Genomic DNA, 22790 nt, shown 5'->3' on the forward strand with positions numbered 1-22790 from the left:
CCAACTATTTTCTGGCGCGAATAAAACGCTGGCTGCTAAAATCGTCCAGATTATTTTGTTCTTTTCTGGCTTCTGCTATTTGCTCACGCTTGCGCTTTTCTTTTATTAAAAAATCTATCGACTCGCGCTTGCGACGCTGCGCCAGCCAACGATCTTTGCGCTGTTGTAACACTTGCTGCAACTTAATAATATCGTGATGCAACTGTTCAACACCTTCATCTAATTTACCGACAAATGCGTGATACTGCCCTACCTGAATTGAGGCAATCCCGCTTTGCCCGCGATGCTGCAACTGATTTAAGTAGTCGAGTCGATATTTTGACATACCGTCCAGGCGCATCTGTTGCTCCTGGACCTGTTGCTGTACCTGAGAGAAATCCTGTGCGGCTTTATCTTCGCGCCTCTGTTCCAACTCCAGTAACATTTCCAATTGTGCCAACTCAGCCATAAATTACATGCCCGCTGACTGTTTCTGCTTCGGATTGACTAGCTGATTAAGCAGCAACAAGCTTTCATCATAGTTCACAACTTCCCGCATTTTCTGTTGCAAAAACATACTTACTCGCGGCTGCATTGCAATAGCCTGATCGATAGCCGGGTCACTTCCGCGGGTGTATGCGCCAATGGAAATCAAGTCGCGATTGCGACGGTAACTTGAGTACCACTGTCTAACTTTAATCGCCTGTTGCATATGCTCTTCCGAAACAACCTGTGGCATAACCCGGCTAATAGAAGCTTCAATATCAATTGCCGGATAATGACCGCTGTCGGCCAGTTCCCGGTTCAGTACAATATGTCCGTCCAGTATTGCTCTCGCGGAGTCCGCAATAGGATCCTGCAAATCGTCGCCCTCGGTCAGAACCGTATAAAACGCGGTCACAGAACCTTGTCCGTCGCCGCCATTACCGGCTCTTTCGACCAATGCTGGCAACTTAGCAAAAACAGAAGGCGGATAACCTTTGGTTGCCGGTGGTTCACCCACAGCAAGGGCAATTTCCCGTTGCGCCATGGCGTAACGAGTCAGTGAATCCATTAACAGCAACACATTCAGACCCTGGTCACGAAAATATTCGGCAACCTGAGAGGCCGTTTCACAACCACGTAAACGAATAAGCGGCGACTGGTCTGCCGGCGCTGCTATTACAACCGCTTTTTCACGGCCTTCCTCACCGAGGATTTCTTCTATAAACTCTTTTACTTCCCGGCCACGTTCGCCTATCAGGCCAACTACAATCACATCCGCCGTGGTACCGCGAGTCATCATGCCCAACAGCACACTTTTACCCACGCCACTACCGGCAAACAGCCCCATTCGCTGCCCCTGCCCCACGGTTAAGCAGGCATTAATAGCCGTTACTCCAACATCCAGCGGCTGCTTCACCTGACGTCGGTTCAGTGGGTTCATGGGTTTGCTTCGGTAGGTTTTTCCGTCAGAAAAAATGGGGCCTTTATCATCAAGGGGCTCGCCACGAGCATCAATAACACGACCCAGCAGCTCCATACCCAGCGGCAATTGATTCTTGCGGTTTAGTGGACGAACTCTGGCTCCGGGAATAACGCCATGAGCGTCTTCGGTGGGCATTAAGTAACTGATGTTGCCTTCAAACCCCACCACTTCGGCTTCAATATCACCACTGTCAGCCTCAACCGCTACGCTTGACCCCACAGGAGCACGACAGCCAACAGCCTCAAACATTAAACCAACCACGCGGGTAAGATAGCCCGACACAGCCACTGATGGCTTTTGGATACGCTCACGTTTTTTGCGTAGTTGTTTCACTAACTGCTCAGAAGCGCTCATGGGTTAACCTTTTAATTTGGAGAACACATCTTCCATACGGCTGGTCAGGGTGTAATCTATGGTGGAGCTTTCTGTAGTAACCCGGCAACCGCCGCGTTCCAGTAAATCGTCTTTATTAAGCAGCCAGCCTTTTTCTTTCAGTTCGTCTTCGCTGAATGTACTTTGCAAAATAGCTAAGTCTTCTTCATTCAGATGAATAATGACTCGCTGATCAGTAACCGGTAAGACCGCAATAGCTTCGCGCACGGCTTTTACGATGAGTTCTTTTGAATTAGCAGCGAAATCCAGACAGATGACCCGCGTCAGCTCAGTGACCATATCAATCAACTCGTCCTGAACCGCTTCGGTAATACGTTCATTCGGATGAGACAAACTCTGCAGCAAAACTCTTAACTGCTGCTGTTGCTCCTGCATGGCTTCTTTACCAGCTTCAACACCCTGCTGTTCACCGGCTTCAAAACCGTCTTTTTTACCAGCTTCGTAACCTTCGTCATAGCCTTTCTTAAGGCCTTCATTGCGGCCTTCGTCAAAACCTTCTTTATGGCCTTCTTCGCGTGCGGCCTGGCGAATTTCTTCCAATTGTTCTGCGGTCAGAGGCTTAAGCTCTTCTTCCTGTTCGTTGTCCGCTTCCGGCGGCTCATATTGCCAGCGCCGGGGTTTGTTTAACGCATTTACCTGAGAGCCCTGCTTAAGCTCTTCCGAGGTCATGTCAGGTAAATCCCAAAGCTGGGTTGCGTCTTTATCATCCGTCATTATGCGTTAAACCCTTATAGGAATTCGTCACCGCCACCGCCGCCAAGCATAATTTCACCTGCGTCAGCTAAACGGCGCGCCGCTGCCAGAATATCTTTCTGTGCGGCCTCTACATCACTAATACGAATCGGCCCCATAGCTTCAAGGTCATCACGCAGCATATCGCCGGCACGTTTCGACATGTTCTTGAATATTTTCTCCTGAACCGCGTCGTCCGCACCTTTCATCGCTTTTTGCAAAGTTTCACCTTCCACTTCACGCAGCAAGGCCTGAATACCACGGTCGTCGACTTCCACCAGGTTTTCGAACACAAACATCAGGTCCTGAATACTCTGACTCATCTCTTCGTCCTGCTCGCGGATAGAGTCCATCAACTGACCTTCGATGTTGGTATCCAGATAGTTCATGATATTGGCTGCCGCTTTCAGGCCGCCCATCTTCGCCGCCTGAGCACCAGCCTGACCTGCAAATTGTTTTTCCATAATTTCGTTCAGTTCTTGCAAGGCTGCTGGCTGAACTTCTTCTAAGTTGGCTATTCGCATCATTAAGTCCAGACGTACTTTGTCCGGGAACTGCGCCATAATTTCTGCACTTTGCTCGGGGTCAAGGTAAGACAGGACAATGGTCTGAATCTGCGGGTGTTCGTTACGGATAATAGTGGCTACCTGTTTAGAGTCCATCCACTTCAGTGAATCAAGACCTTTCGAACCGCCGCCCATGACAATCTGTTCAATCAGGTTACCGGCTTTGTCCTCACCTAGTGCGGAGGTCAGTGCCTTGCGCACAAACTCCTCACTCTTGAAGCCAATATTGGTGAACTTCTGAATGTCTTCCAGGAATAAATGGTGCACAGCGTTTACTTTGTCCTGGTTAAAATCTTCCAGGCTCGCCATTGCCATACCCACTTTCTGCACCTGTTTAGGTTCCAGATGTTTCAGAATCTGAGCCGCATCTTCTTCCGATAAGCTAAGCAGTAAAATAGCCGCTTTCTCAACACCTTCTAAAGTGTCGACATCAAACTCAACCTTACCGCGTTTGGTTCTAGTATCTTGATCAGGCATCTTCGTTCAACCACGCTTTAACCACTTGTGAGGACAGCTCAGGCTCGTTGGCAACCAACGCGCGAACCGCTTTTAACAAGTCTTCATCTTTATGCAAGTCCGGTAGTTGCAGGCTACCATCAGCCCCAAACCCAACTGCACTCTCATCAAACTGTGAGGATAACAGATCAATGGTTTCATCGCCCATCGATTCCTCATCGGAAAACGCATCGGCATCATCTTCCACACCCGATTCCGGATTCATCAGTTTCTTCAGCATTGGACGAACCACCGCCAGAATCAATACCATAATAACCAGTGCGCCCATCACCAGACGGAAAGCCCGCCAGAACCATGGTTCTTCCCACACTGGCGTCTCACCGGCACCTAAGTCAGGCAACTGCGCGAACGGTACTGACACCACTTCAATACTGTCACCACGATTAATATCAAAACCTAAACCACCTTGCAGCAAACGGCGAATATTTGCGATTTCTTCAGCGCTACGCGCTTGCGTTTCGCCTTCGCCCGCTTCATTTGTTATTGCTTCATGGTTAACCGCAACAGAAACACTCAAACGCTTAATGGTACCGGTTTGGTTCCGGGTATAAGTGACTGAATTATCAAGCTCATAATTACGGGTTGCTTCACGGTGAGTACTGCCCGTAGCACCGCCACCGGCAGTGCCATCTCCAGCTTCTTCAGGAATGTCTGAATCCAGTGGGGGTTGATTTGTTAACGCGCCAGGAATACCGCCAATTGCACTACCCATCGAGCGGTTTTCAACTGTCATTTCACTGCGAATGGCTGGCATATCAGGATTAAACTGCCGCTGAGTTTCTTCACGCTGAGTAAAGTCCATAGTCACGTCAACTTGTGCGGTATAGTTGTCATAGCCCAGCACAGGAATCAAAATACTGTCTATTTTTTCTAAGTAGGCTTCTTCACGTTTTTGTTCAATTTGGTATTCGCGCGAACTTTTCGCTGCCAACGCACTTTGTGAACCAGAGTTGAGCAGGCGGCCAGCCTGGTCAGTTACGGTTACGCTCTCGGTGTTCAGACCGGTAACGGATGACGCGACCATATCCACAATTGACGCGACTTCTTCTTCACTGAGCGAGGTACCACCACGAACATTCAGCATAACCGACGCTTTGGGTTCTTTTTCGCGACGGGCGAAAACATTTTCTTTAGGTACGGCAAGCAATACTCGGGCAGCAGACACTTTTTTGATTTCTTCAATAGCGCGCGCTAACTGAACTTCACGGGAATGAATGAGGCGCTCACGTTCTAGTCGCTGACTAACGCCGAAACCCGGTTCGCTCATTAAAATTTCAGAGCCGTTATTGGTCGAATTACCGTAATCAACACCAGCGCGGGTCAGTTGCAACTTAATAGCATCGTAGTTTTCTTCAGGTACTGAAACCGTATTGCCTTCCACCTGGTATTCAATGCCATTTGCATCCATGTAGTCGAGGGTGCTGATCAACTCCTCCGTTTCTAACTGACCTAATGGACGATAAGTTGACTCCTGCGCCCACAGCATAATAAAAACAGCGATAGCAACGCAGATAGCTAACGCTAGCACGACAATGACCTGACGCAGCATGTCAAAGTTGCCCAGCATCGTCATGATGCCGGTTTTCTCACCACTGTCTTCATTACCAGAATTGTTGCTATCCGGTAAGTCAGTATCTTGTACCATTAAATCTGTTGATTCAGCCACGACTTATATCTCCAGTAATGCAGCGGTTATACCGGCATTGACATTATTTCTTTGTACGCTTCAACCACTTTGTTGCGCACCTGAACTGTTGCCTCAAACGCTATGCTCGACTTCTGACTGGCTATCATGGTTTGCTCCAGCGTGACATTCGGGTCACCGAGTTCCATGCGAGTTTTTAAATCACCTGAGGTTTGCTGCAGTTCGTTGACGTTATCCAATGCATTTTTCAGCATATTGGAAAAATCAGCCTGAGCGGTATTGCCTTGCAGGGCGTTCACATTCGTAGGCTGATCACGCTGGGAAGCCTGCGTAGCCATAGACTGTAACTGTTGGTAAAGTGCGTTTGCTTCCACTTTCATAATTAACCCCGTCAAAAATTCATCACTGACTTTATTTAAGGTTAGTTATGCAAACAAAATGCCAACTTTTAATCGCGGCTTTAAGGTACAAAGAAAAGCCCTGAGAAACAGGGCTAATGGTAATGAAAGAGGTATTTCAAGACCGTATTATGAGCCGGTCAGAGTCAACCCCTGTTCCCGAATTTTCGCAAGCTTGTAGCGCAACGTGCGTGGACTAATCCCAAGTTCATCGGCGACCGGTTGACGTTTTCCCTGATGCCGTTGCAGCGCCTCTTTGATAATTTGGTATTCCTGATGGAAAAGTGACTCATCGAGGTTTTCTGACTTCTCTTCGGGCGTATCCACTTGCTCTGGAAACACGCTAACGGTTTCCGCAATGTCGTTCAGTTCCAGCATAAGATCCTGCGGCTGAATCTCTCCATCGCGATGCAGAACCAGAGCTCTTTGCACCACATTTTCCAGCTCGCGGACATTACCCGGCCAGGAATAACGCATTAACTGCTGCTCTGCTGCAGCGGAAAAATTCACAGGCGTTTTAATACCAGAGCGCTGTTTATGTCGCTGCAATAAGTTCTCTGCCAGAGGAACAATGTCCGCAGGCCGTTCACGTAAAGACTTCCAGTGCAGTGGAAACACGTTTAGCCGGTACATTAAATCTTCACGTAATAACCCTTCGCGCACCGCTTGCTGTAAATCTCGGTTAGAAGTTGCTATTAATCGGACATCCAACTGTATGGTTTTACGTGACCCCAAACGTTCGACCTGACGCTCCTGAATCACCCTTAACAGCTTAGCCTGTAAGTGCATGGCCATTTCAGTAACTTCATCCAGCAACAGAGTACCGCCCTGCGCCAGCTCAAACTTCCCTGGCGATGACTGATTGGCGCCGGTAAAGGCGCCTTTCTCATAACCAAACAACATCGATTCCAGCATGTTTTCCGGTATAGCTGCGCAGTTAATTGCAATAAAAGGCCCGTCTGAACGGTCAGAATGCTGGTGAATATAACGCGCCAGCACTTCTTTACCGGTGCCACTTGGTCCGGTGACCATAACGCTCGCTTCACTGGCCGCGACTTTTCGTGCCATAGCCAGTACTGCCTGGCTGGAATCTTCTTCTGCTACCGGTTCAATATCGTTAATTGCGCCATCAGGCAGATAACGCTGAACCAGTGTTTGTAGCTTTTCAATTGAGAACGGCTTAGTCAGATAATCGACGGCGCCTTCGCGCATAGCAACAACTGCGTCATCCACCTTGGCAAAGGCCGTCATCATAATAACCGGAATATCGTATTGCTGATTATTCATGCTGCGCAGAAGTTGTAAGCCATCAATTCCCGGCATTTGCACATCACTGATAACCAGTGCCACCGATTCCTTTTTCAAAATAAGCAAAGCTTCTTCGCCGTTGGCTGCTTCAAGGCACTGACAGTCAGCCAGTTCCAGTGTATCGATAATTGCTTCACGCAGCGATACGTCATCTTCAACAACCAATACCTGTCGCTCAACCATAACGTACCTCTTTCATTTTATTCTCTGACCATTCATACACCGGCAGTGATAAGGTAAAGCGGCAGCCTTTATCTGGTTGACTCTCCCAGTCAATTAAGCCGTTATGCGCTTTTATCACGGTTTGGACAACCGCCAGACCTAAGCCGGTTCCATTAGACTTTTCAGTAAAAAATGGGGTGAATACACTGTCTTGCTTTTCGGCCGGAATGCCGCAGCCGGAATCGATAACAGAAACTTTCCAGCTACCGCCATCAACATCGGTTTTCAACAACACTTCCTGTCCGGGCTGGCTAGCATCAACTGCGTTGTTAACCAAATTCTGTATTGCCCCAACTAATGCGGTCTGATTGGCTCGCAACACCACACCCAAGTTTGGATCATTACAATTAATTTTCACCTGATGCTGCTCGGCATAACTCTCTGTATTCATTAACACCTGCTGGATCAAGCTATTGGTACTGAGTTCTTCCAGCATGGGTTGCTCACCACTTTTGGCAAACAACAGCATGTCATTGACCTGCTGTTCCAGCGAATGCAGGCGGGAAAGTAGTTTGTCGGAGAAACGCTGTTGTTTAGCCGCTGAAATCTTGCCCTGCTTTAGGTTTTGCGCATAAAGGATAGCGGCAGAGAGTGGCGTTCTTATCTGATGTGCCAGCGAAGCCACCATTTTTCCCATCGAAGACAAGCGCTGTAAATGACTGATACGATTTTGCAGACGCCTGGTCTCAGTTAAGTCTGTCAGGACAATAAGCTGTCCCGGTTTTTCGTTCACAACCGAAGTATCTAAACGAACCCGGCGCCCGTTACGCAGAGACACTTCGTGCCAGTCATCCGCTTTGGGAGCAAACAGTTCACTAACCAGTTCCCGCCATAAAAACTTTTTCAGAGGGTGTCCTAAAAGGCTCGTGGCATTGTCATTGCAATAATCCACGACCCCATGACTGTCCAGTAAAATAACAGCGTTAGGCATGGCATCAATAATTTGATGGTAGGTGGCCATACTGACATCTCCAATTAACAACTATGGAGAAGGTAATGCAAAATAGATGCCAGTATAATCTTATTTATTTTCAGCTGGTTACGTTTTTACGGATTGTCAAAAGACTGACACTTTGAGTTTAATCTTTCTGGATACCGTACTTTTTCATTTTCTCAACTAAGGTTGTGCGGCGCATACTGAGTAAATCGGCCGCTTTAGCAACTACCCAGTCAGATTTATCCAGTGCCTGCGCTATCATCCCCGTTTCTATTTCGGTTAGCATACCTTTCAGATTAACGCCGTCATCGGGCAATTCAGAGTCGATAGCACTATGCGTCTCGTCATCAGGTTCTTCGTCTGTCTCGCTGAAAATGGCACTAAGCGCCTCGCGCTCAAGCATTTCTTCGGGATAATCCGGGGTTGGAGCATCATGTTCAACATGCTGATACTTAGGCGGTAAATCGGGCACATCAACCAGGCTGTCGGGGTGCATTATGGTCAAGCGTTCTATCAGGTTAGTCAATTCCCTTACGTTGCCCGGCCAGCGATGATAGGACAGCGACTCCAAAGCTCGTTCGGTAAAACGTACCCCGACGCCCCGCTCCTTTTTAAAACGCTGGGTCAGTTCCTGCAGCAGTAAAGGCACGTCTTCCTGACGTTCGCGCAGAGCCGGAACTTCAATAGGAAAAACATTCAGGCGGTAATACAAGTCTTCACGGAATTTACCGTCAATAATCATCTGTTCAAGCTCGCGGTGAGTGGCCGCAACCACTCGTACATCGGCAATAATGCTTTTACTTCCCCCAACGCGTTCAAAGATGCGTTCTTGCAAAACTCGCAGCAGTTTTACCTGCATGGGCAATGGCATATCGCCAATTTCATCCAGAAACAAAGTGCCGCCCGGATGGCGCTTTCTTGCCGCTTTGGTCGGCATTTGCTGATGATAGGCCTGACAGTAATGCAGCATGTTCGACAAGCTGGAGTAATCGAAAGATTTTTCCAGAGGGCCTATGACATTCGCTTTCTGTAACGCGTTATGCGGGTCATCACTAGCACAGATAAAAGGTAGGTGCGGCGCATCGCCAGCTAACTTATGCAAATTCTCGATACCATTACCGGCGATCACACAGAGTGCATCTGCAGCACAAAGCTTTAGAGTGTCTGAGGGAGATATGACTTCAACGGTTTCACCAATAAAGGTCAATACCGTTTCAAAATGCTGACGACGCTCTGGTTGCTGTTCAATCAGGTAGACTATTCTTGTTTTTGTCATAGACGAGTTTACCGCAACGTCCTATTCCACATTTCCTAACACAAACGTTTCACCCGCACTGGACAGATACCACTGTTCTTGTCCATCGACAGTTCTTGACTCTGCGTGTGAAACCCACTGATAGAATACATTGCGATGTACTCTCGCTGTTAACCCTCGTTGCATCACAATGTAGGGCACGCCGTTTTTCATTGTGAGAGAATGTTCAGAGCTCAATACCAGAGTATCACCGATGTTGGTGGTTAACAGTAATAATTGCTGCCCATTTTCTTCTAATTGACGCCAGTCGACAACGACAAAGGGCGTATCTTCAACCGTAATCTTAACTTTTTCGGCAGGTGTTATTAAAAAATACTCACCGTCTTCAACCACTAAAACGGACGCAAAGAGTTTTACCAATGCGGAGCGCTTTATCTGGCTCCCCTGATAAAACCAGTCGCCATTTGAAGCAATATGAATAGGGATCTCACCACAATAAGGCGGATCCCACAACTCGGTTGGTGCATGTTGGTGTTTTTCTAGGTCAGCAATTAATCGGTTAAGTGACATAAATCGAAACTTAGTCGACCAGTTTTTTTTGTCTCAGTAGATACCAAAGCGTGGCTTCAGTACGATTCGATACTTTAATGGCTTTGAATATTGCCGACAAATGCACACGAATAGTACCTTCAGTAATGCCCAGAATGTTTGCAATCTCTTTATTTGAAAGCCCCTGAGCCAGCAACTGCATTATTTCCAGCTGACGTGGTGATAAAAAGCTCTCAGCTCCACTGGACTTGTCTCTTGGTTCATTCAAATGAGGGTCATCAGGAATGTGACGGTCACCATTCAGTAAAGCCCGAATAGCCAGTTTAGCCTGCTCAGCTGAACTGTCTTTTGGCAAGTAGCTGCGAACTCCGGCAGCCAGTACCTGACGAACTTCCGAAATGGAGCGCGGGCGCGTAAACAACACAATATGCGTACGTGGAGCCACTTTTTTCAGGCGTTGCAGCGCAGGTCGAATTTCGGCGTCCGGTAAATCCATTTCCAAAAAAATCAAATCATAATCATCGGCCGATAAATAACTCTCAGCAACTTCAAACGATTCTGCTTCGTATATCGAAGGCTGATTCGCATAGTTTGTGAGAATTTGTATAAGACCTGCGCGCATAAAAAACTGCGGGTCAATAATTAGAACTTTCATCTTGAGATCCAAAATAACGCTTATTCAATTAACTTTTAGCATACCGAAAATATAACAGACAGCAAGTTTTTTACGGACAATACCGGTTTTGAAAAAGCTAATGTTAACTTAGTTAACAAAAAAATCAGCGAACGCCTAGTCGCTTGTACAGTAAAAACGCTATAGTGTTGCCCAAGTTATTTTCTACGGAGTTTTATTGTTATGCGACGTATTACCTGCCTGTTTATCGGCCTCAGCTTATCGGCTTCAGCCATTGCCGACACCTTGTATACCAACATGAAAGGCTACACCCTTACCAGCCCTGCCGGTGAACAAGCGGTGTTGCAGCAGTTTTCGACCATGCTGGTTGAAAATGGAAAAATTCAGGCCATTGGTGGTCAAGCACTTGCTGAGCGATTTACCGAAACTGAGCAAACCGTTGATATGCAGGGAAAAACCGTTCTTCCGGGGTTAACTGATGCCCATGGACACATTCAGAGTCTGGGCACCAGCTTATTGCAGGTGGATTTACGCGACACCGACTCGGTTTCTGCAGCGGTCAAAAAAGTTCATACCTATGCTGGCGAACAACCCGAAATGGAGTGGATAACAGGCCGAGGCTGGAATCAGGAGCAATGGCAACAAAAAGCTTTCCCCAGCGCATCACATCTTGACGAGGTGGTCACTGACCGTCCGGTTTGGTTAATCCGCGTCGATGCGCACGCTGGCTGGGCCAACAGCGAAGCCTTGCGCCTTGCAGGAATAGATAAGGACACAGTAGCCCCGGAAGGCGGTGAAATTGTTCGTGACGAACAAGGCAACCCAACCGGTGTACTGATCGACAATGCAATGCAATTGGTTGAGGATGTTGTTCCCGAACCATCGCTTCAGCAACAACGTGCCGCGTACGAACTCGCTTTTGAGCATTTGATTAAACTGGGCATTACCAGTGTCCATGACGCCGGTATTAATGCCGATGAGATATCCGTTTACAAGGGGTTGCACAATCAGGGCCGTATGCCTCTGAGGGTCTATGGCATGATAGCCGCTACCGAACCTAAATTGGCGCAACTTTTGGCAGAAGGCCCTTACGAAAGTGACGACCAGAAACTGACCATTCGTAGCGTTAAAATATACGCCGACGGTGCTTTAGGGAGCCGCGGTGCGGCTTTGCTGGAAGACTACAGTGACGACCATGGTAACCATGGCCTGATGGTCACTTCAGAAGAAAAAATTCGTGATCTGTACGAGCTTATCATTCCTCATGGCTTCCAGATAAATACTCACGCTATTGGTGACCGGGCCAACCGCGTTGTACTGGATAACCTGGCAGAAGTTTATAATGAACTTGGTGGTCGCAATTTACGTAACCGCATAGAGCATGCGCAAATTGTACATCCGGACGATTTAAAGCGTTTTAACCAGCTCAATTTGGTTGCTTCCATGCAGCCTACGCATGCCACCAGTGACAAGAATATGGCAGAAGATCGTCTTGGCGCGGCGCGTATGGAAGGAGCTTATGCCTGGCAAACACTGCTGGATCAGGGCACGGTTATTGCTGCCGGCTCAGACTTCCCGGTAGAACTCGCTAATCCATTTTACGGACTGCATGCAGCGGTTACCCGACAAGATCGTGATGATATGCCAGCCGGAGGTTGGTATGCTGAAGAGAAAATGAGCCTGCAGCAAGCGCTGCGCTCATTTACCATCGATGCCGCTTACAGTGCCTGGCAGGAGAAATCTCTGGGCTCGCTGGAACCCGGTAAATGGGCTGACTTTATTGTCGTAGATCAAGACCCATTTGCCGTCGACTCCAGTGATATCTGGCAAACTCAGGTTGAACAAACTTACGTTGCGGGCGAACGAGTTTATTAACAGGGACGCATAAGTATGAACGATGACTTTCTATTTTCTGATGACGAGCCTGATATAGCGGAAGAAGAAGTATCGGAACCGTATAATATACTCATTGTCGATGACGACGAAGAGATACACACCATTACCAAAATGGCATTAGGTGAATTTAAACTCGACGGTCGTCCGCTGAAATTTCATTCGGTTTATTCCGGCAAAGACGCTATTGCGTTTTTACAGGACAACACCAATATCGCCATGATGCTGCTGGATGTAGTGATGGAAACCGATCACGCCGGACTCGATGTTGCCCAGTGGGTACGCGAAACCCGGAAAAACCGGCTGATACGCATTGTTCTGCGAACAGGACAACCGGGGCAGGCTCCCGAAGAAGATGTCATTGCCCGTTATGATATTGATGACTATAAAGAAAAAACTGAGCTCACATACCGCAAGCTGGTTACTCTGATGTATTCCTGCTTACGGGCTTATCGTGACTTAAACGCTATTGAGCGCAACAAACGTGGTCTGGAAAAAGTCATTAACGCGTCGGCTGAAGTATTTTCTGCGCGCTCAATGCAAGCCTTATGTCAGGGCATACTGGAGCAACTTGTCGCGCTAATTACTCTGTCTGATGACGCCATGTATTGCCGCATTGATGCGCTGACCGCCAGTTCAGATACTGACGACCCGTTTGAAATTATTGGCGGCACTGGCGAATATGAAAGGGCTGTAGGGCAACCCGTACACGGCGAAATTGACTGGGGTATTGTCCGCCCTATGCAGCAAAGCCCGCAGAATGTTGATTTTCGTATTGTTGACGGTAATTACTACGGTCTGTACAAAACCAGCAGTTCACGCCAGTACTTACTCTTTATTCGTGGTGTCCGTGACTTATCTGAGCTGGATCAAAATCTGCTGGGGCTTTTTGTGAATAATAGCTCCATTGCTATAGATAACCTGCAAGCCACAGAAAACGAGCGGGAAGCACAACGCGAACTGCTTTATAGTGTTGGCGAAGCCATTGAAAAACATTCTATTGATGAAATTAGCCACCATGTTAAACGTTCCGCCGAAATGGCTGGCCAGCTGGCGATATTCTCAGGTGCAACTCAAGAACAGGCCGAGGCGTTAAAACAAGCCGCATCCGTTTATGATATCGGCAAAGTGTCGGTGCAAATGGAGCTAGCTCAACGCGCCGACGTATTGAGTATTCACGAATATGAAGAAATTATGCAGAAAGTCATTCAGGGGCATGATTATTTACGCCAGACGGACTCAGCAGTTGCTAAAATCGCAGCCCTTATTGCTCAGGATATTCACGAACGTTGGAATGGCACAGGCTTTCCCAGCCAGAAATCGGCAAAAGCCATTGACCTTAACGCCCGAATTCTGAGTATTACCAGTCACTTTGACGCCCTGCGAACGCAGCGCAGTTATCGTGATGCAAAAGAATCTGAGGATGCCGCAGATTATCTGCTACAGCACAGTGGTAAATTCTTTGATCCAGAGCTAGTGGGACTTATGCTGGATAATCTGGATGCGATGGAAAAAATACGTCAGCGCTTCCTGGACAAAAAACAGGATACGCACCTTTAGTCCATTAAGGAGAGGTCATGGATTTACAAGCAATGCGTCGGGAATACGGGTTAGGCAGCCTGCACCGCGAGCAACTGGAAGCCGACCCGATAAAGCAATTTGAAAAGTGGATGCAGCAGGCAATAGACAGCAATTTATTGAGTGACCCTACCGCCATGACACTGGCAACGGTGGATGCTGAACACGTGCCCAGCCAGCGTATCGTGCTGCTTAAAGGTTACGACCATACCGGCTTTCGGTTTTATACCAACAAAAACAGCCATAAAGGCCAGGACATAAGCAAGAACCCTCAAGTTGCCCTGCACTTTGCCTGGCTGCCCTTAGAACGGCAAATTAGTATTATTGGTAGTGCAATCCCCCTTGATGATGAAGACAACGACCGTTACTTTCACTCACGCCCCAAAGAGAGTCAGGTTGCAGCGCTTGCTTCGCAACAAAGTCGCCCGGTAGAAAGCCGCGACATACTGGAAAGCCACTATCAGTCACTACTGAAAGACTATGAGAACACCGAAGTTCCGCGCCCTCAAAGCTGGGGCGGCTACAGCGTTCATCCGCAACAATTTGAATTCTGGCAAGGCGGCCAGCACCGTTTACATGACCGCTACCAGTACAGCAAAGACCGCGAAAACTGGCGTATTACCCGTTTACAGCCTTAGGTAAATCCACACCACAGAACTCGGCGCAGCGTTGCAAAACTTTTAAAGTAGCGCTGCTGTAGGAAACTCCCTGTTGCAGCTGCTCACGTTTGCGCTTCTGCGCCGCTTCCCCCGGAATACGCACCGGCTGCTCAGCAACCGCAGGAGCACTTTTACGGCTGTCTGCCAATAAGTCATCCACCTGCTGTAAAAACTTTTGTTTTTCACCAAAAGCTTCGGGGTCAATCACTTGTACCCATATTGAGTTCGCATCGCCGTCGTCACTGCCCTGTCTGCGCCCGTACTGACTTAACGCCATCGACCAAATTTCACTAAACAAAGTGAGACCGTAGCCTTTATAACCCAGTTGCTCACCGCCCAATGGGGCTATTGAACTGCCCGGTGACTCAAAGAAAGTTAGCGGATCATCCGTCCATTCACCATCAGGCTTTATCAATGCTTTATAAGGCAACCGAGTACCGTTCGCTTTAGCCTGACGAACCTTGCCCGCTGCAGTCATGGAAAAACTGATATCAAACAACAGAGGGTCATTTGAACTCGGAACGCCAACCGCAAAGGGGTTAGGTGAAAACACCGCTTCTTTGCCCCCAAAAGGTGCTACCGCGCGTTGTCCGGGAGTCGAGCACATTAAGCTCACCACCAGCCCCTGATCTGTAGCAATGCTTAAATAGGCCGCGAGCGCTGCAACGTGTTGGCTCCGGCGTACAACAACGGTACCGGTACCGGCTTGCTTCGCCATCTTGCAGGCTGCATCAATAGCCTGCGGCACCACGTAAGGTCCGGGCAAAAACTGGGCGTCCCAGTTAGCCACCGCAGCGCGCTCACTCAGCACCACCGGCAGGCCTTTTGCCAGACTCTTGCCGTCGCGCAGCCACTGGCAATTATTTAACAGACGAATTAAGCCATGAGTACTAAACCCCAGTAAATCACCTTCCAGCAAGTAGTAACCAAGGTTACGCGCCACCTCACCCGAAGCCCCTGCTTCAGCTAAACAGGCACGCGCCCAGTCCGATAATTCTGAATAATCAAAACGTACAACATCAGTGCTCATGAAATTTCCTCTTGGTCACGGCATGCAGGTCGTTTAAGCTACGCATAAGACATTATCAAGGAGTAGAGATTGTGTCATCTGTTAACACAATAAACCGCATTGCCATTATAACCAGTGGTGGTGATGCCCCCGGTATGAACGCCGCACTCCGTGCCGTAGTTCTCGCTGCTGAAAACTATGGCATAGAAGTCATGGGGTTTCGCCATGGCTATGAAGGCCTGCTGAATAACGACTTTGTAAAACTTGGCCGTGAAGACGTTGAACACATTTTGCAATATTCCGGCACCATTATTAAAAGCGCCCGCAGCGAGCGCTTTAAAAGTGAAGAAGGCGGACGGGAAGCCGCAACGAATTTAGACGCACACCAAATTGACGCCTTTATCGTTATTGGCGGCGACGGTTCGTTCCGTGGTGCTGAGCACCTGGCTAACTTCTGGAAAGGTCCCATTGTCGGTATTCCGGGTACCATCGATAATGATCTCTTTGGCACAGATAACACTATTGGCTATGACACGGCAGTAGAAACCGCCATGGACGCGTTGGATAAAATCCGCGATACCGCCGAGGCCATGGATCGTGTCTTTATTGTCGAAGTTATGGGGCGCAACGCCGGTTATATCGGTATTAGCAGCGCTATGGCCTGTGGTGCCGAGCGAATGATTCTGCCCGAGCTGCAAAAAGATAAACCATTAACGGTTGATGCGCTGGTTAAGCACATTGAATCGGTACAGCGTGTTCGCGGTGACTCGAGCTACGTCATGGTGTTATGCGAAAATCAATGGCCCGGTGGTGCGGTTCGACTTGCGGAACAGTTAGAAAATCGTCTTAACTTACCTTGTCGTCCCTGTTTACTTGGGCACGTTCAGCGCGGTGGACGCCCTACGGCAATGGATCGCATTTTAGGAACGCGGCTAGGTGTGCATGCGGTTGAACTCGTTCGTCAGGGAAAAACAGCGGTTATGGCCGGTGTTACAGCGAATGAGCTCAGCGAAACACCATTAACTGACACCTGGACAAAACGTAAAAAGCTCAGTGAAGAGCTCATTAATATTCAACAAAGTCTGTTTAATCCGATCAAAAAAGATCGCAATAAATCGACTCAGTGAGAGAGGTCTGTAACGATAATGCCCCTAACGCCACTAACGGTGCCACTACCTGTACCATTAAACGACCCGAGCCGCCCTTTTTTCGGTTCGCAACACAGTACCGAAATACACCCGGGACACACCCACATTCTGGGGTTTGGTTTTGATGGTACCGCCTGTTTTCGTAAAGGCACCCGCGAAGGACCTGACGGTTTGCGAGCCGTTTCTGAAGACATCGAGTCATACTCGCCGTATCTTGATGCCGACTTAGAAGACCAAACCTTCTACGACTTAGGCAACCTGCGATTGGGTTTTGATGACGACGAAGAAAAGCAGTGGCACCATGCGGTTCACGACTTTAATGCTATTTTTGACTCGCTTGATTTAGCAAAAGAGCAGATTAAACTGCTGACCTTGGGTGGCGAGCATTCTATTTCCTATGCGCCTATCGTTAAGTATTTAAAACAATACCCCGATATGGTTTTGCTGCATCTGGATGCGCACGCTGATTTACGTGACGGTTTCCTCGGCTACCATTATTCACATGCGTCTATTATTCGCCGTTCAGTTGATCACTTTGGTCCTGGCCATGAGTTGATACAGTACGGTATCCGCTCTGGCACGCGCGATGAATATCAGTGGATGAAAGAACACAAAACCATTCGCAGTTCACGCAAAGACTTTCTCGACAGTGTGGAAGCCATTGCCAAAGACCGCCCGGTTTATCTGACGTTAGATTTGGACTACTTCGATCCTTCTTTTTTACCGGGCACAGGAACCCCTGAACCCGGCGGCGAGGATTTCCATTCCTTTGTCAGCTTGATGAAACTATTGCGCCAAAAGAACCTGGTCGGTGCCGACGTCGTTGAATTGTCTCCACAAATAGACCCAACCGGCAATTCCGACGTATTCGCCGCTAAAATTGTGCGCGAATTGTTACTCGTTTTACAACAGTCGGGAGCCTGAGATGTCAGACTGGAATATTGATCAAGCAGAAGAGCTCTACGGTGTTAACCGCTGGGGCGCGGGATACTTTTCTATTGGCGAGAACGGCAACATTCAAATTCGCCCGAACCACCGCTTACCCGACGTGACCATTGATATGAAAGAAGTGGTGGATGAGATTATTTCGGAAGGCATTCAATTCCCGGCCGTTATTCGCTTTCACGACATTCTGCGCTCGCAGGTTGAAATTATTAACGAAACCTTTGGTAAACAGATAGAAGAAGCCAACTACCAGGGGCAGTATTGCGGCGTATTCCCGATAAAAGTTAACCAGATGCGGGAAGTGGTTGAAGAAATCATGGACGCGGGTGAACCCTACAACTACGGCCTGGAAGCCGGTTCTAAGCCAGAATTAATGGCGGTAATGGCGTACAACGATAACCCTGAAGCTCTGACTATTCTTAATGGCTACAAAGACAAAGATTATCTGACTCTTGCCCTGCTCGGCCGCCAACTTAAACGTAAAATGATCATTGTTATTGAGAAGTTCAGTGAACTGGAAATGCTAATTCCGCTAGCCAAACAAATGGGTGTTGAACCCATGATAGGCCTGCGCTCAAAAATGATGGTGAAAAGCTCCGGAAAATGGGCTGGCTCCAGCGGTGACCGGGCTAAGTTTGGCCTGAGCATTGCTGAAATTCTTAACGTGATTGAGCGCCTGCGTGAAGAAGATATGCTGCATTGCGCTAAGCTGCTGCATTTCCATATTGGCAGCCAACTGTCCGATATTCGTAAAATTAAAGAAGCCGTCAACGAAGGCGCTCGTCTGTATGCCAAATTAGTACTGGAAGGCGTGCCTTTAGAGTACCTCGATATTGGTGGCGGTTTAGGCATTGATTACGATGGCACAAGTACCACCAACGACTCTTCACGCAACTACTCCACAGAAGAGTACGTTGCTGACGTTGTCTGGGGTGTGAAGCAAATTTGTGACTTGGAAAAAGTCCCCCACCCTAATTTAGTCAGCGAAAGTGGCCGCGCTATGACTGCGCATCATAGCTGTGTTGTTACTAATATTGTGGGCGAAATGAAGCCCGCGGGCACGCAGTTCGATATTAGTGCCAGCAGTGACGAACACATTTTGGTTAAAAATATGCGCGAACTGCACAACTCGGGCGACCAGTTCCACCCGCAGGAGCGTTACAACGACGCGGCCGGTTATAAACAAAATGCCTATGAAGCTTTTAAACTGGGTATTTTATCGCTGAATGAAATGGCCAAACTGGATACCATGTACTGGCAGATAGTGGCAGATATCCACCATTCGCTGGATAAAGACACCTATGTAATGCAGGAACTGGAAGAGCTGGAAGACATGCTCGCCAGCCAGTACCTATGTAACTTTTCGGTGTTCCAGTCGGCGGCAGATACCTGGGCCATTGGGCAAGTACTTCCGGTCGTGCCTATTTCGCGGCTGAACGAACAGCCGGAAGTACGCTGCTCAATTGTCGATATTACCTGCGATAGTGACGGTAAACTCAGCAAGTACATTGAAGGCACCGAAATTAGCGACCATATTCCCATGCATAACCTGCGCAAAGGCGAAGACTATCATGTGGGGTTGTTCCTAACCGGCGCATATCAGGACGTTATGGGCGATATGCACAACCTGTTTGGCCGCTTAACCGAAGTGCATGTGTACTGCCACGATGACGAACCGGGCGATTTCTATATTGAAGAAGTGGTACCTGGCACATCTGCCGAAAAAGTACTACAAACCATGCAGTACAATACCGAATACATGGCCAAAACGGTGAAAAAACAAATTGACCGTCAGGTGAGAAAAGGTTCACTGGCGCCACGCGAAGGTGTCCGCTGGACAAACTTTTACGAGCACTGTTTAGCCGGCAGTACCTATTTACGTGTTGAATAATCCACCGAAACAACCGCTTAATGTGCAATTACTGAGCAAACAGTAGAAAAGGTACAAAAAGCGGTTGACTCGAAACTGAAAAAAACGTTTAATACGCCTCGTTGCCCGGATAGCTCAGTCGGTAGAGCAGAGGATTGAAAATCCTCGTGTCGGTGGTTCGATTCCGCCTCCGGGCACCACTTCCCCCTCCTAAGTGGTCCTCATTTGTACTTTAATTCCTTATTAATCAATAGCTTTAGCGGCATTTCGGTCTTTTGCAGTCTTTTTAGGTTCAGTAATATCCACACTTTTTAGTACACTGTTTAGTAACACAGAGCAAAATGTACTAAAGGCGTGTTACTAAAATGGCCCGTATCACTAAACCACTTAGCGCTCGAGAAGTTAGCGAAGCTAAGCCAAAGGACAAAGAATACAATCTTTCTGACGGCAACGGACTGCACCTAAGGGTCAAGCCTTCAGGGAAAAAGGTATGGATATTTAATTACTTTGAGCCCTTCACTAAACGCCGCCGAAATTTAACCCTTGGCCCCTTTCCTGATTTGTCTCTAGCTTTAGCCCGCGAGAAGCGCCAGCAAAACCGCGAGCTTCTCGCGCAGGATATTGATCCTATATCCCACCGAGACGAGCAAGTCGAAGCGAAACGAGCTGACGCCGGCAATACATTCAAAGCGGTCGCTGAACGTTGGTTAGAGACGCACCGGAAGAGTTTGAAGCCTGACACAGCACAAAAATTGTGGCGCTCACTAGAAAATGATGTGTTCCCACGAGTCGGGGCAATTCCCGTCAAACAGTTAACGGCACCGAAAGCGATAGAAGCCATTGAGGCTCTTACCAAACGAAATAGCTTTGAGATGGCACGTAAGGTCGCTCGCCGTATGAATAACGTAATGTCATTCGCTCTTAATGTCGGGTACATCAACCATAACCCTCTGACAGGTATTAAGCAGGTGATACCCTCATCTAGGGTTAAAAATATGCCAACACTGACTCCTGATGAATTACCAGAGCTCATGCGGGCTTTAAACTTTGCTAACATCAAATACGTGACTCGTTGTTTGATTGAGTGGCAACTGCACACCATGGTCCGCCCAGGTGAAGCCGTGCAAGCGCGTTGGCAAGAAATCGACTTCGATAAAGCCATATGGGCGATTCCCGCCGAAAGAATGAAAATGGGGCAACCTCACGAAGTTCCATTAACTAAGCAGTCTTTAGCATTGTTGGAGTTCATGCAGCCGCTGAGCGGTCACAGAGAGTTTATATTCCCTTCTGATAGGGCTCCCCTCAAGCATGCCAATAAAGAGACCGCTAACATGGCGCTCAAGCGCATGGGCTTCGAAGGTCGTCTAGTTGCCCACGGCCTTAGAGCTCTAGCTAGCACCACGCTTAACGAGCAGGGTTTTGATAAGGACGTGATTGAAGTTGCGCTGGCGCATAAGGACAAAGACAAAATTCGGGCGGCATATAACCGCGCTACTTACATGAAGCAGCGCAGGGAAATGATGGAATGGTGGTCTGAGCATATTGAGGAAGCGTCGCGAGGGTCATTATCTTTAAGCTGTACAAATACGTAGTAAATGAACTCTAATAATTTTCACCACCCCATAACTAAAACTACTTACTTCCCTTTGTTGCTTGGTAAGGACTATAGTAACCCCTGTTGGTAATACAGTAATCTGTCATTTGATAGTCTCGTCTCATACGCTTTTTTAGAGTATCCATTATAGTCAATCCACTTGCAGATGTGTCACTATCATTCCACCCTTTCCGGTAGTAGTTTAAAATCTCGGGATTATGTTCCGAAAGCTCTCTAATTAACGAGCTTATTACCTTCCCTACAGTAGTTTCTTTCTCTCGAGCTTCTTCCTGTTTTGAAAAGTTAATTGACCCATCTTTAATACAATATTCAGCTAACACTTGCTCCGAGCGAAGCTCAGTAACTCTATCCCATATTCTCAGACCAACTGCGCGGCGAGTATTACTTTTCTCTGAGCTAATATATTGGTTGAAGTTATGATCTATAAGCTTCAGAGCATCGATGTATTGTCTATTCTCTCTATCTAATTTGCGCCTCCTCTGCATAATTCGCTTATACTGAGTTTTCGTGTGTATTAACTTGCCTTCTGCACGAATAATTTCGTTAATTTCAACACTGCGAGATGGTACGTCTTCGCGCTTTATCGCTTGTCCCCTTTCATAACCCTCGTCCAGAAAAACAAAAAAACCTCCGCAACCGATAGTTTTAAGCCTAATAATGCTTGCCTTTAAATATTTAGAAACATCCCTACGCGAACACTGCCCTCGATTAATATTCATCTGAAACTTACATCGTGTTGGGTTACCTATTTCAACAAGAGAGCTCTGCTCCCAGCTAGCACTTATCTGCTTTTCGAGCTCTCCAGTTGTCAAGCTTCCATCGTAGTAGACAACCATGTTCCACTTATCTTTAACATCACACTTATCACCAGAATAAACCACCTGAACAGGCTTATCCTGTATGAAATTTCTGGGATATGCATATAACCTACTCCGGCTAACTCTAAAACGGTCATCATCACATTCTTCCACGAATGCTCCCCATGAAGTTTCTTTATCAGGATCTAAATAGAATGGAACGACTAAAAAGCCTAATTCCATACTCATGTCATGCATGACTTTCACCCCCTTTACTTCTTCAATGGCAAGTCTATCGAAAAGATACCCAAACGAAGCAGCAATGTTTTCGTAGACCAGGTTTATTTCAGCACCGACTTGATGGCGTATGTGGTAGCTATAGACCAGACCGTTCGCCATATCTATGAGCGAACTAGTCAATTGAGTGGAGGTTAGGGTTTGTTTATTTTCTAATACCCCGTACTTATCTGCTACGGCTTCTAACCATTCGAAGGTTGCGATAAATTCTCTGTCCAGCCTCTTCAAACTAATCAGCTTCTGATTTACATAGCGATGAATGTATTGATAACGCCACCAATCGATAGAATGAAGTCCATCTAGGTAATCTTTAGCGGTGGTAAATTCTTCCATACGCCCAACCCTTAGAATTCCATTTTTACACACTTTTGTCCCCT

20 protein-coding genes and 1 tRNA gene are annotated in these 22790 nt (G+C 47.7%); 8 read left to right on the forward strand and 13 right to left on the reverse strand.

Features of this window, described 5'->3' with window-relative positions; genetic code table 11:
- Positions 1–4 precede the first annotated feature (4 nt).
- The 11 genes from fliJ to B2U97_RS09115 all read right to left on the reverse strand — a co-directional run bounded on the left by fliJ (position 5) and on the right by B2U97_RS09115 (position 10623).
- Positions 5–448 (reverse strand): flagellar export protein FliJ, encoded by a 444-nt coding sequence (gene fliJ / locus B2U97_RS09065; protein ID WP_011234447.1) that lies wholly within the window; start codon positions 446–448, stop codon positions 5–7.
- A 3-nt stretch (positions 449–451) separates the two neighbouring features.
- Complete coding sequence (fliI, locus tag B2U97_RS09070) at positions 452–1801, reverse strand: flagellar protein export ATPase FliI (protein ID WP_011234448.1); 1350 nt, start codon at positions 1799–1801, stop codon at positions 452–454.
- Between the two features lie 3 nt (positions 1802–1804).
- Positions 1805–2554 carry a flagellar assembly protein FliH gene (gene fliH, locus B2U97_RS09075; protein ID WP_011234449.1) on the reverse strand — a complete coding sequence of 250 codons (750 nt, stop codon included), beginning with the start codon at positions 2552–2554 and terminating at the stop codon, positions 1805–1807.
- A gap of 14 nt (positions 2555–2568) precedes the next feature.
- Positions 2569–3615, reverse strand: coding sequence for a flagellar motor switch protein FliG (gene fliG, locus B2U97_RS09080; protein ID WP_011234450.1), 1047 nt, complete (start codon positions 3613–3615; stop codon positions 2569–2571).
- Complete coding sequence (gene fliF / locus B2U97_RS09085; protein ID WP_153850292.1) at positions 3608–5299, reverse strand: flagellar basal-body MS-ring/collar protein FliF; 1692 nt, start codon at positions 5297–5299, stop codon at positions 3608–3610. Before fliF ends, fliG begins: the two co-directional genes overlap by 8 nt.
- A gap of 47 nt (positions 5300–5346) precedes the next feature.
- Complete coding sequence (gene fliE / locus B2U97_RS09090; RefSeq protein WP_011234452.1) at positions 5347–5679, reverse strand: flagellar hook-basal body complex protein FliE; 333 nt, start codon at positions 5677–5679, stop codon at positions 5347–5349.
- Positions 5680–5826: 147 nt separating this feature from the next.
- Positions 5827–7188, reverse strand: a complete 1362-nt coding sequence (locus B2U97_RS09095) for a sigma-54-dependent transcriptional regulator (RefSeq protein ID WP_011234453.1) — start codon at positions 7186–7188, stop codon at positions 5827–5829.
- Complete coding sequence (locus B2U97_RS09100; RefSeq protein WP_011234454.1) at positions 7181–8188, reverse strand: sensor histidine kinase; 1008 nt, start codon at positions 8186–8188, stop codon at positions 7181–7183. Before B2U97_RS09100 ends, B2U97_RS09095 begins: the two co-directional genes overlap by 8 nt.
- Before the next feature lie 118 nt (positions 8189–8306).
- Positions 8307–9440 (reverse strand): sigma 54-interacting transcriptional regulator, encoded by a 1134-nt coding sequence (locus B2U97_RS09105; protein ID WP_286830457.1) that lies wholly within the window; start codon positions 9438–9440, stop codon positions 8307–8309.
- A gap of 21 nt (positions 9441–9461) precedes the next feature.
- Positions 9462–9989 carry a DUF1285 domain-containing protein gene (locus B2U97_RS09110; RefSeq protein WP_286823342.1) on the reverse strand — a complete coding sequence of 176 codons (528 nt, stop codon included), beginning with the start codon at positions 9987–9989 and terminating at the stop codon, positions 9462–9464.
- Positions 9990–9999: 10 nt separating this feature from the next.
- Positions 10000–10623: a LuxR C-terminal-related transcriptional regulator gene (locus tag B2U97_RS09115; RefSeq protein ID WP_034818127.1), complete on the reverse strand. Its 624-nt coding sequence runs from the start codon at positions 10621–10623 to the stop codon at positions 10000–10002.
- Between the two features lie 201 nt (positions 10624–10824).
- Between B2U97_RS09115 and B2U97_RS09120 the strand changes: the two genes are divergently transcribed.
- From B2U97_RS09120 to pdxH, 3 genes are read left to right on the forward strand one after another with little or no spacing between them, the layout of a single operon-like run.
- Positions 10825–12477, forward strand: coding sequence for an amidohydrolase (locus tag B2U97_RS09120; protein ID WP_286830459.1), 1653 nt, complete (start codon positions 10825–10827; stop codon positions 12475–12477).
- Between the two features lie 15 nt (positions 12478–12492).
- On the forward strand, positions 12493–14055 hold the full coding sequence (locus tag B2U97_RS09125; protein WP_286823345.1) for a response regulator: 1563 nt from the start codon (positions 12493–12495) through the stop codon (positions 14053–14055).
- Positions 14056–14072: 17 nt separating this feature from the next.
- A complete protein-coding gene (pdxH, locus tag B2U97_RS09130) occupies positions 14073–14711 on the forward strand; it encodes a pyridoxamine 5'-phosphate oxidase (protein WP_286823346.1) in 639 nt (212 codons plus the stop codon).
- Here pdxH and B2U97_RS09135 read toward each other — a convergent pair.
- Positions 14692–15762 carry an Ldh family oxidoreductase gene (locus tag B2U97_RS09135; RefSeq protein ID WP_034818135.1) on the reverse strand — a complete coding sequence of 357 codons (1071 nt, stop codon included), beginning with the start codon at positions 15760–15762 and terminating at the stop codon, positions 14692–14694. The genes pdxH and B2U97_RS09135 overlap by 20 nt on opposite strands.
- A gap of 71 nt (positions 15763–15833) precedes the next feature.
- Between B2U97_RS09135 and B2U97_RS09140 the strand changes: the two genes are divergently transcribed.
- The 5 genes from B2U97_RS09140 (at position 15834) to B2U97_RS09160 (ending at position 21296) form a co-directional block, all read left to right on the forward strand.
- Positions 15834–16868, forward strand: coding sequence for a 6-phosphofructokinase (locus B2U97_RS09140; protein WP_272990820.1), 1035 nt, complete (start codon positions 15834–15836; stop codon positions 16866–16868).
- An 18-nt stretch (positions 16869–16886) separates the two neighbouring features.
- A complete protein-coding gene (gene speB, locus B2U97_RS09145) occupies positions 16887–17813 on the forward strand; it encodes an agmatinase (protein WP_272990822.1) in 927 nt (308 codons plus the stop codon).
- A gap of 1 nt (position 17814) precedes the next feature.
- On the forward strand, positions 17815–19725 hold the full coding sequence (speA, locus tag B2U97_RS09150; RefSeq protein WP_272990825.1) for a biosynthetic arginine decarboxylase: 1911 nt from the start codon (positions 17815–17817) through the stop codon (positions 19723–19725).
- A gap of 103 nt (positions 19726–19828) precedes the next feature.
- Positions 19829–19904: transfer RNA gene (locus B2U97_RS09155), tRNA-Phe, on the forward strand.
- A 165-nt stretch (positions 19905–20069) separates the two neighbouring features.
- Entirely contained in the window at positions 20070–21296 is a 1227-nt protein-coding gene (locus tag B2U97_RS09160) for an integrase domain-containing protein (protein ID WP_286823347.1), read from the forward strand.
- Between the two features lie 40 nt (positions 21297–21336).
- Here B2U97_RS09160 and B2U97_RS09165 read toward each other — a convergent pair whose 3' ends face one another.
- Positions 21337–22746 carry a hypothetical protein gene (locus tag B2U97_RS09165; RefSeq protein ID WP_286823348.1) on the reverse strand — a complete coding sequence of 470 codons (1410 nt, stop codon included), beginning with the start codon at positions 22744–22746 and terminating at the stop codon, positions 21337–21339.
- Positions 22747–22790 lie beyond the last annotated feature (44 nt).

Source organism: Idiomarina sp. UBA3176, from assembly GCF_002364295.1.
Classification (GTDB): Bacteria; Pseudomonadota; Gammaproteobacteria; order Enterobacterales; family Alteromonadaceae; genus Idiomarina; species Idiomarina loihiensis.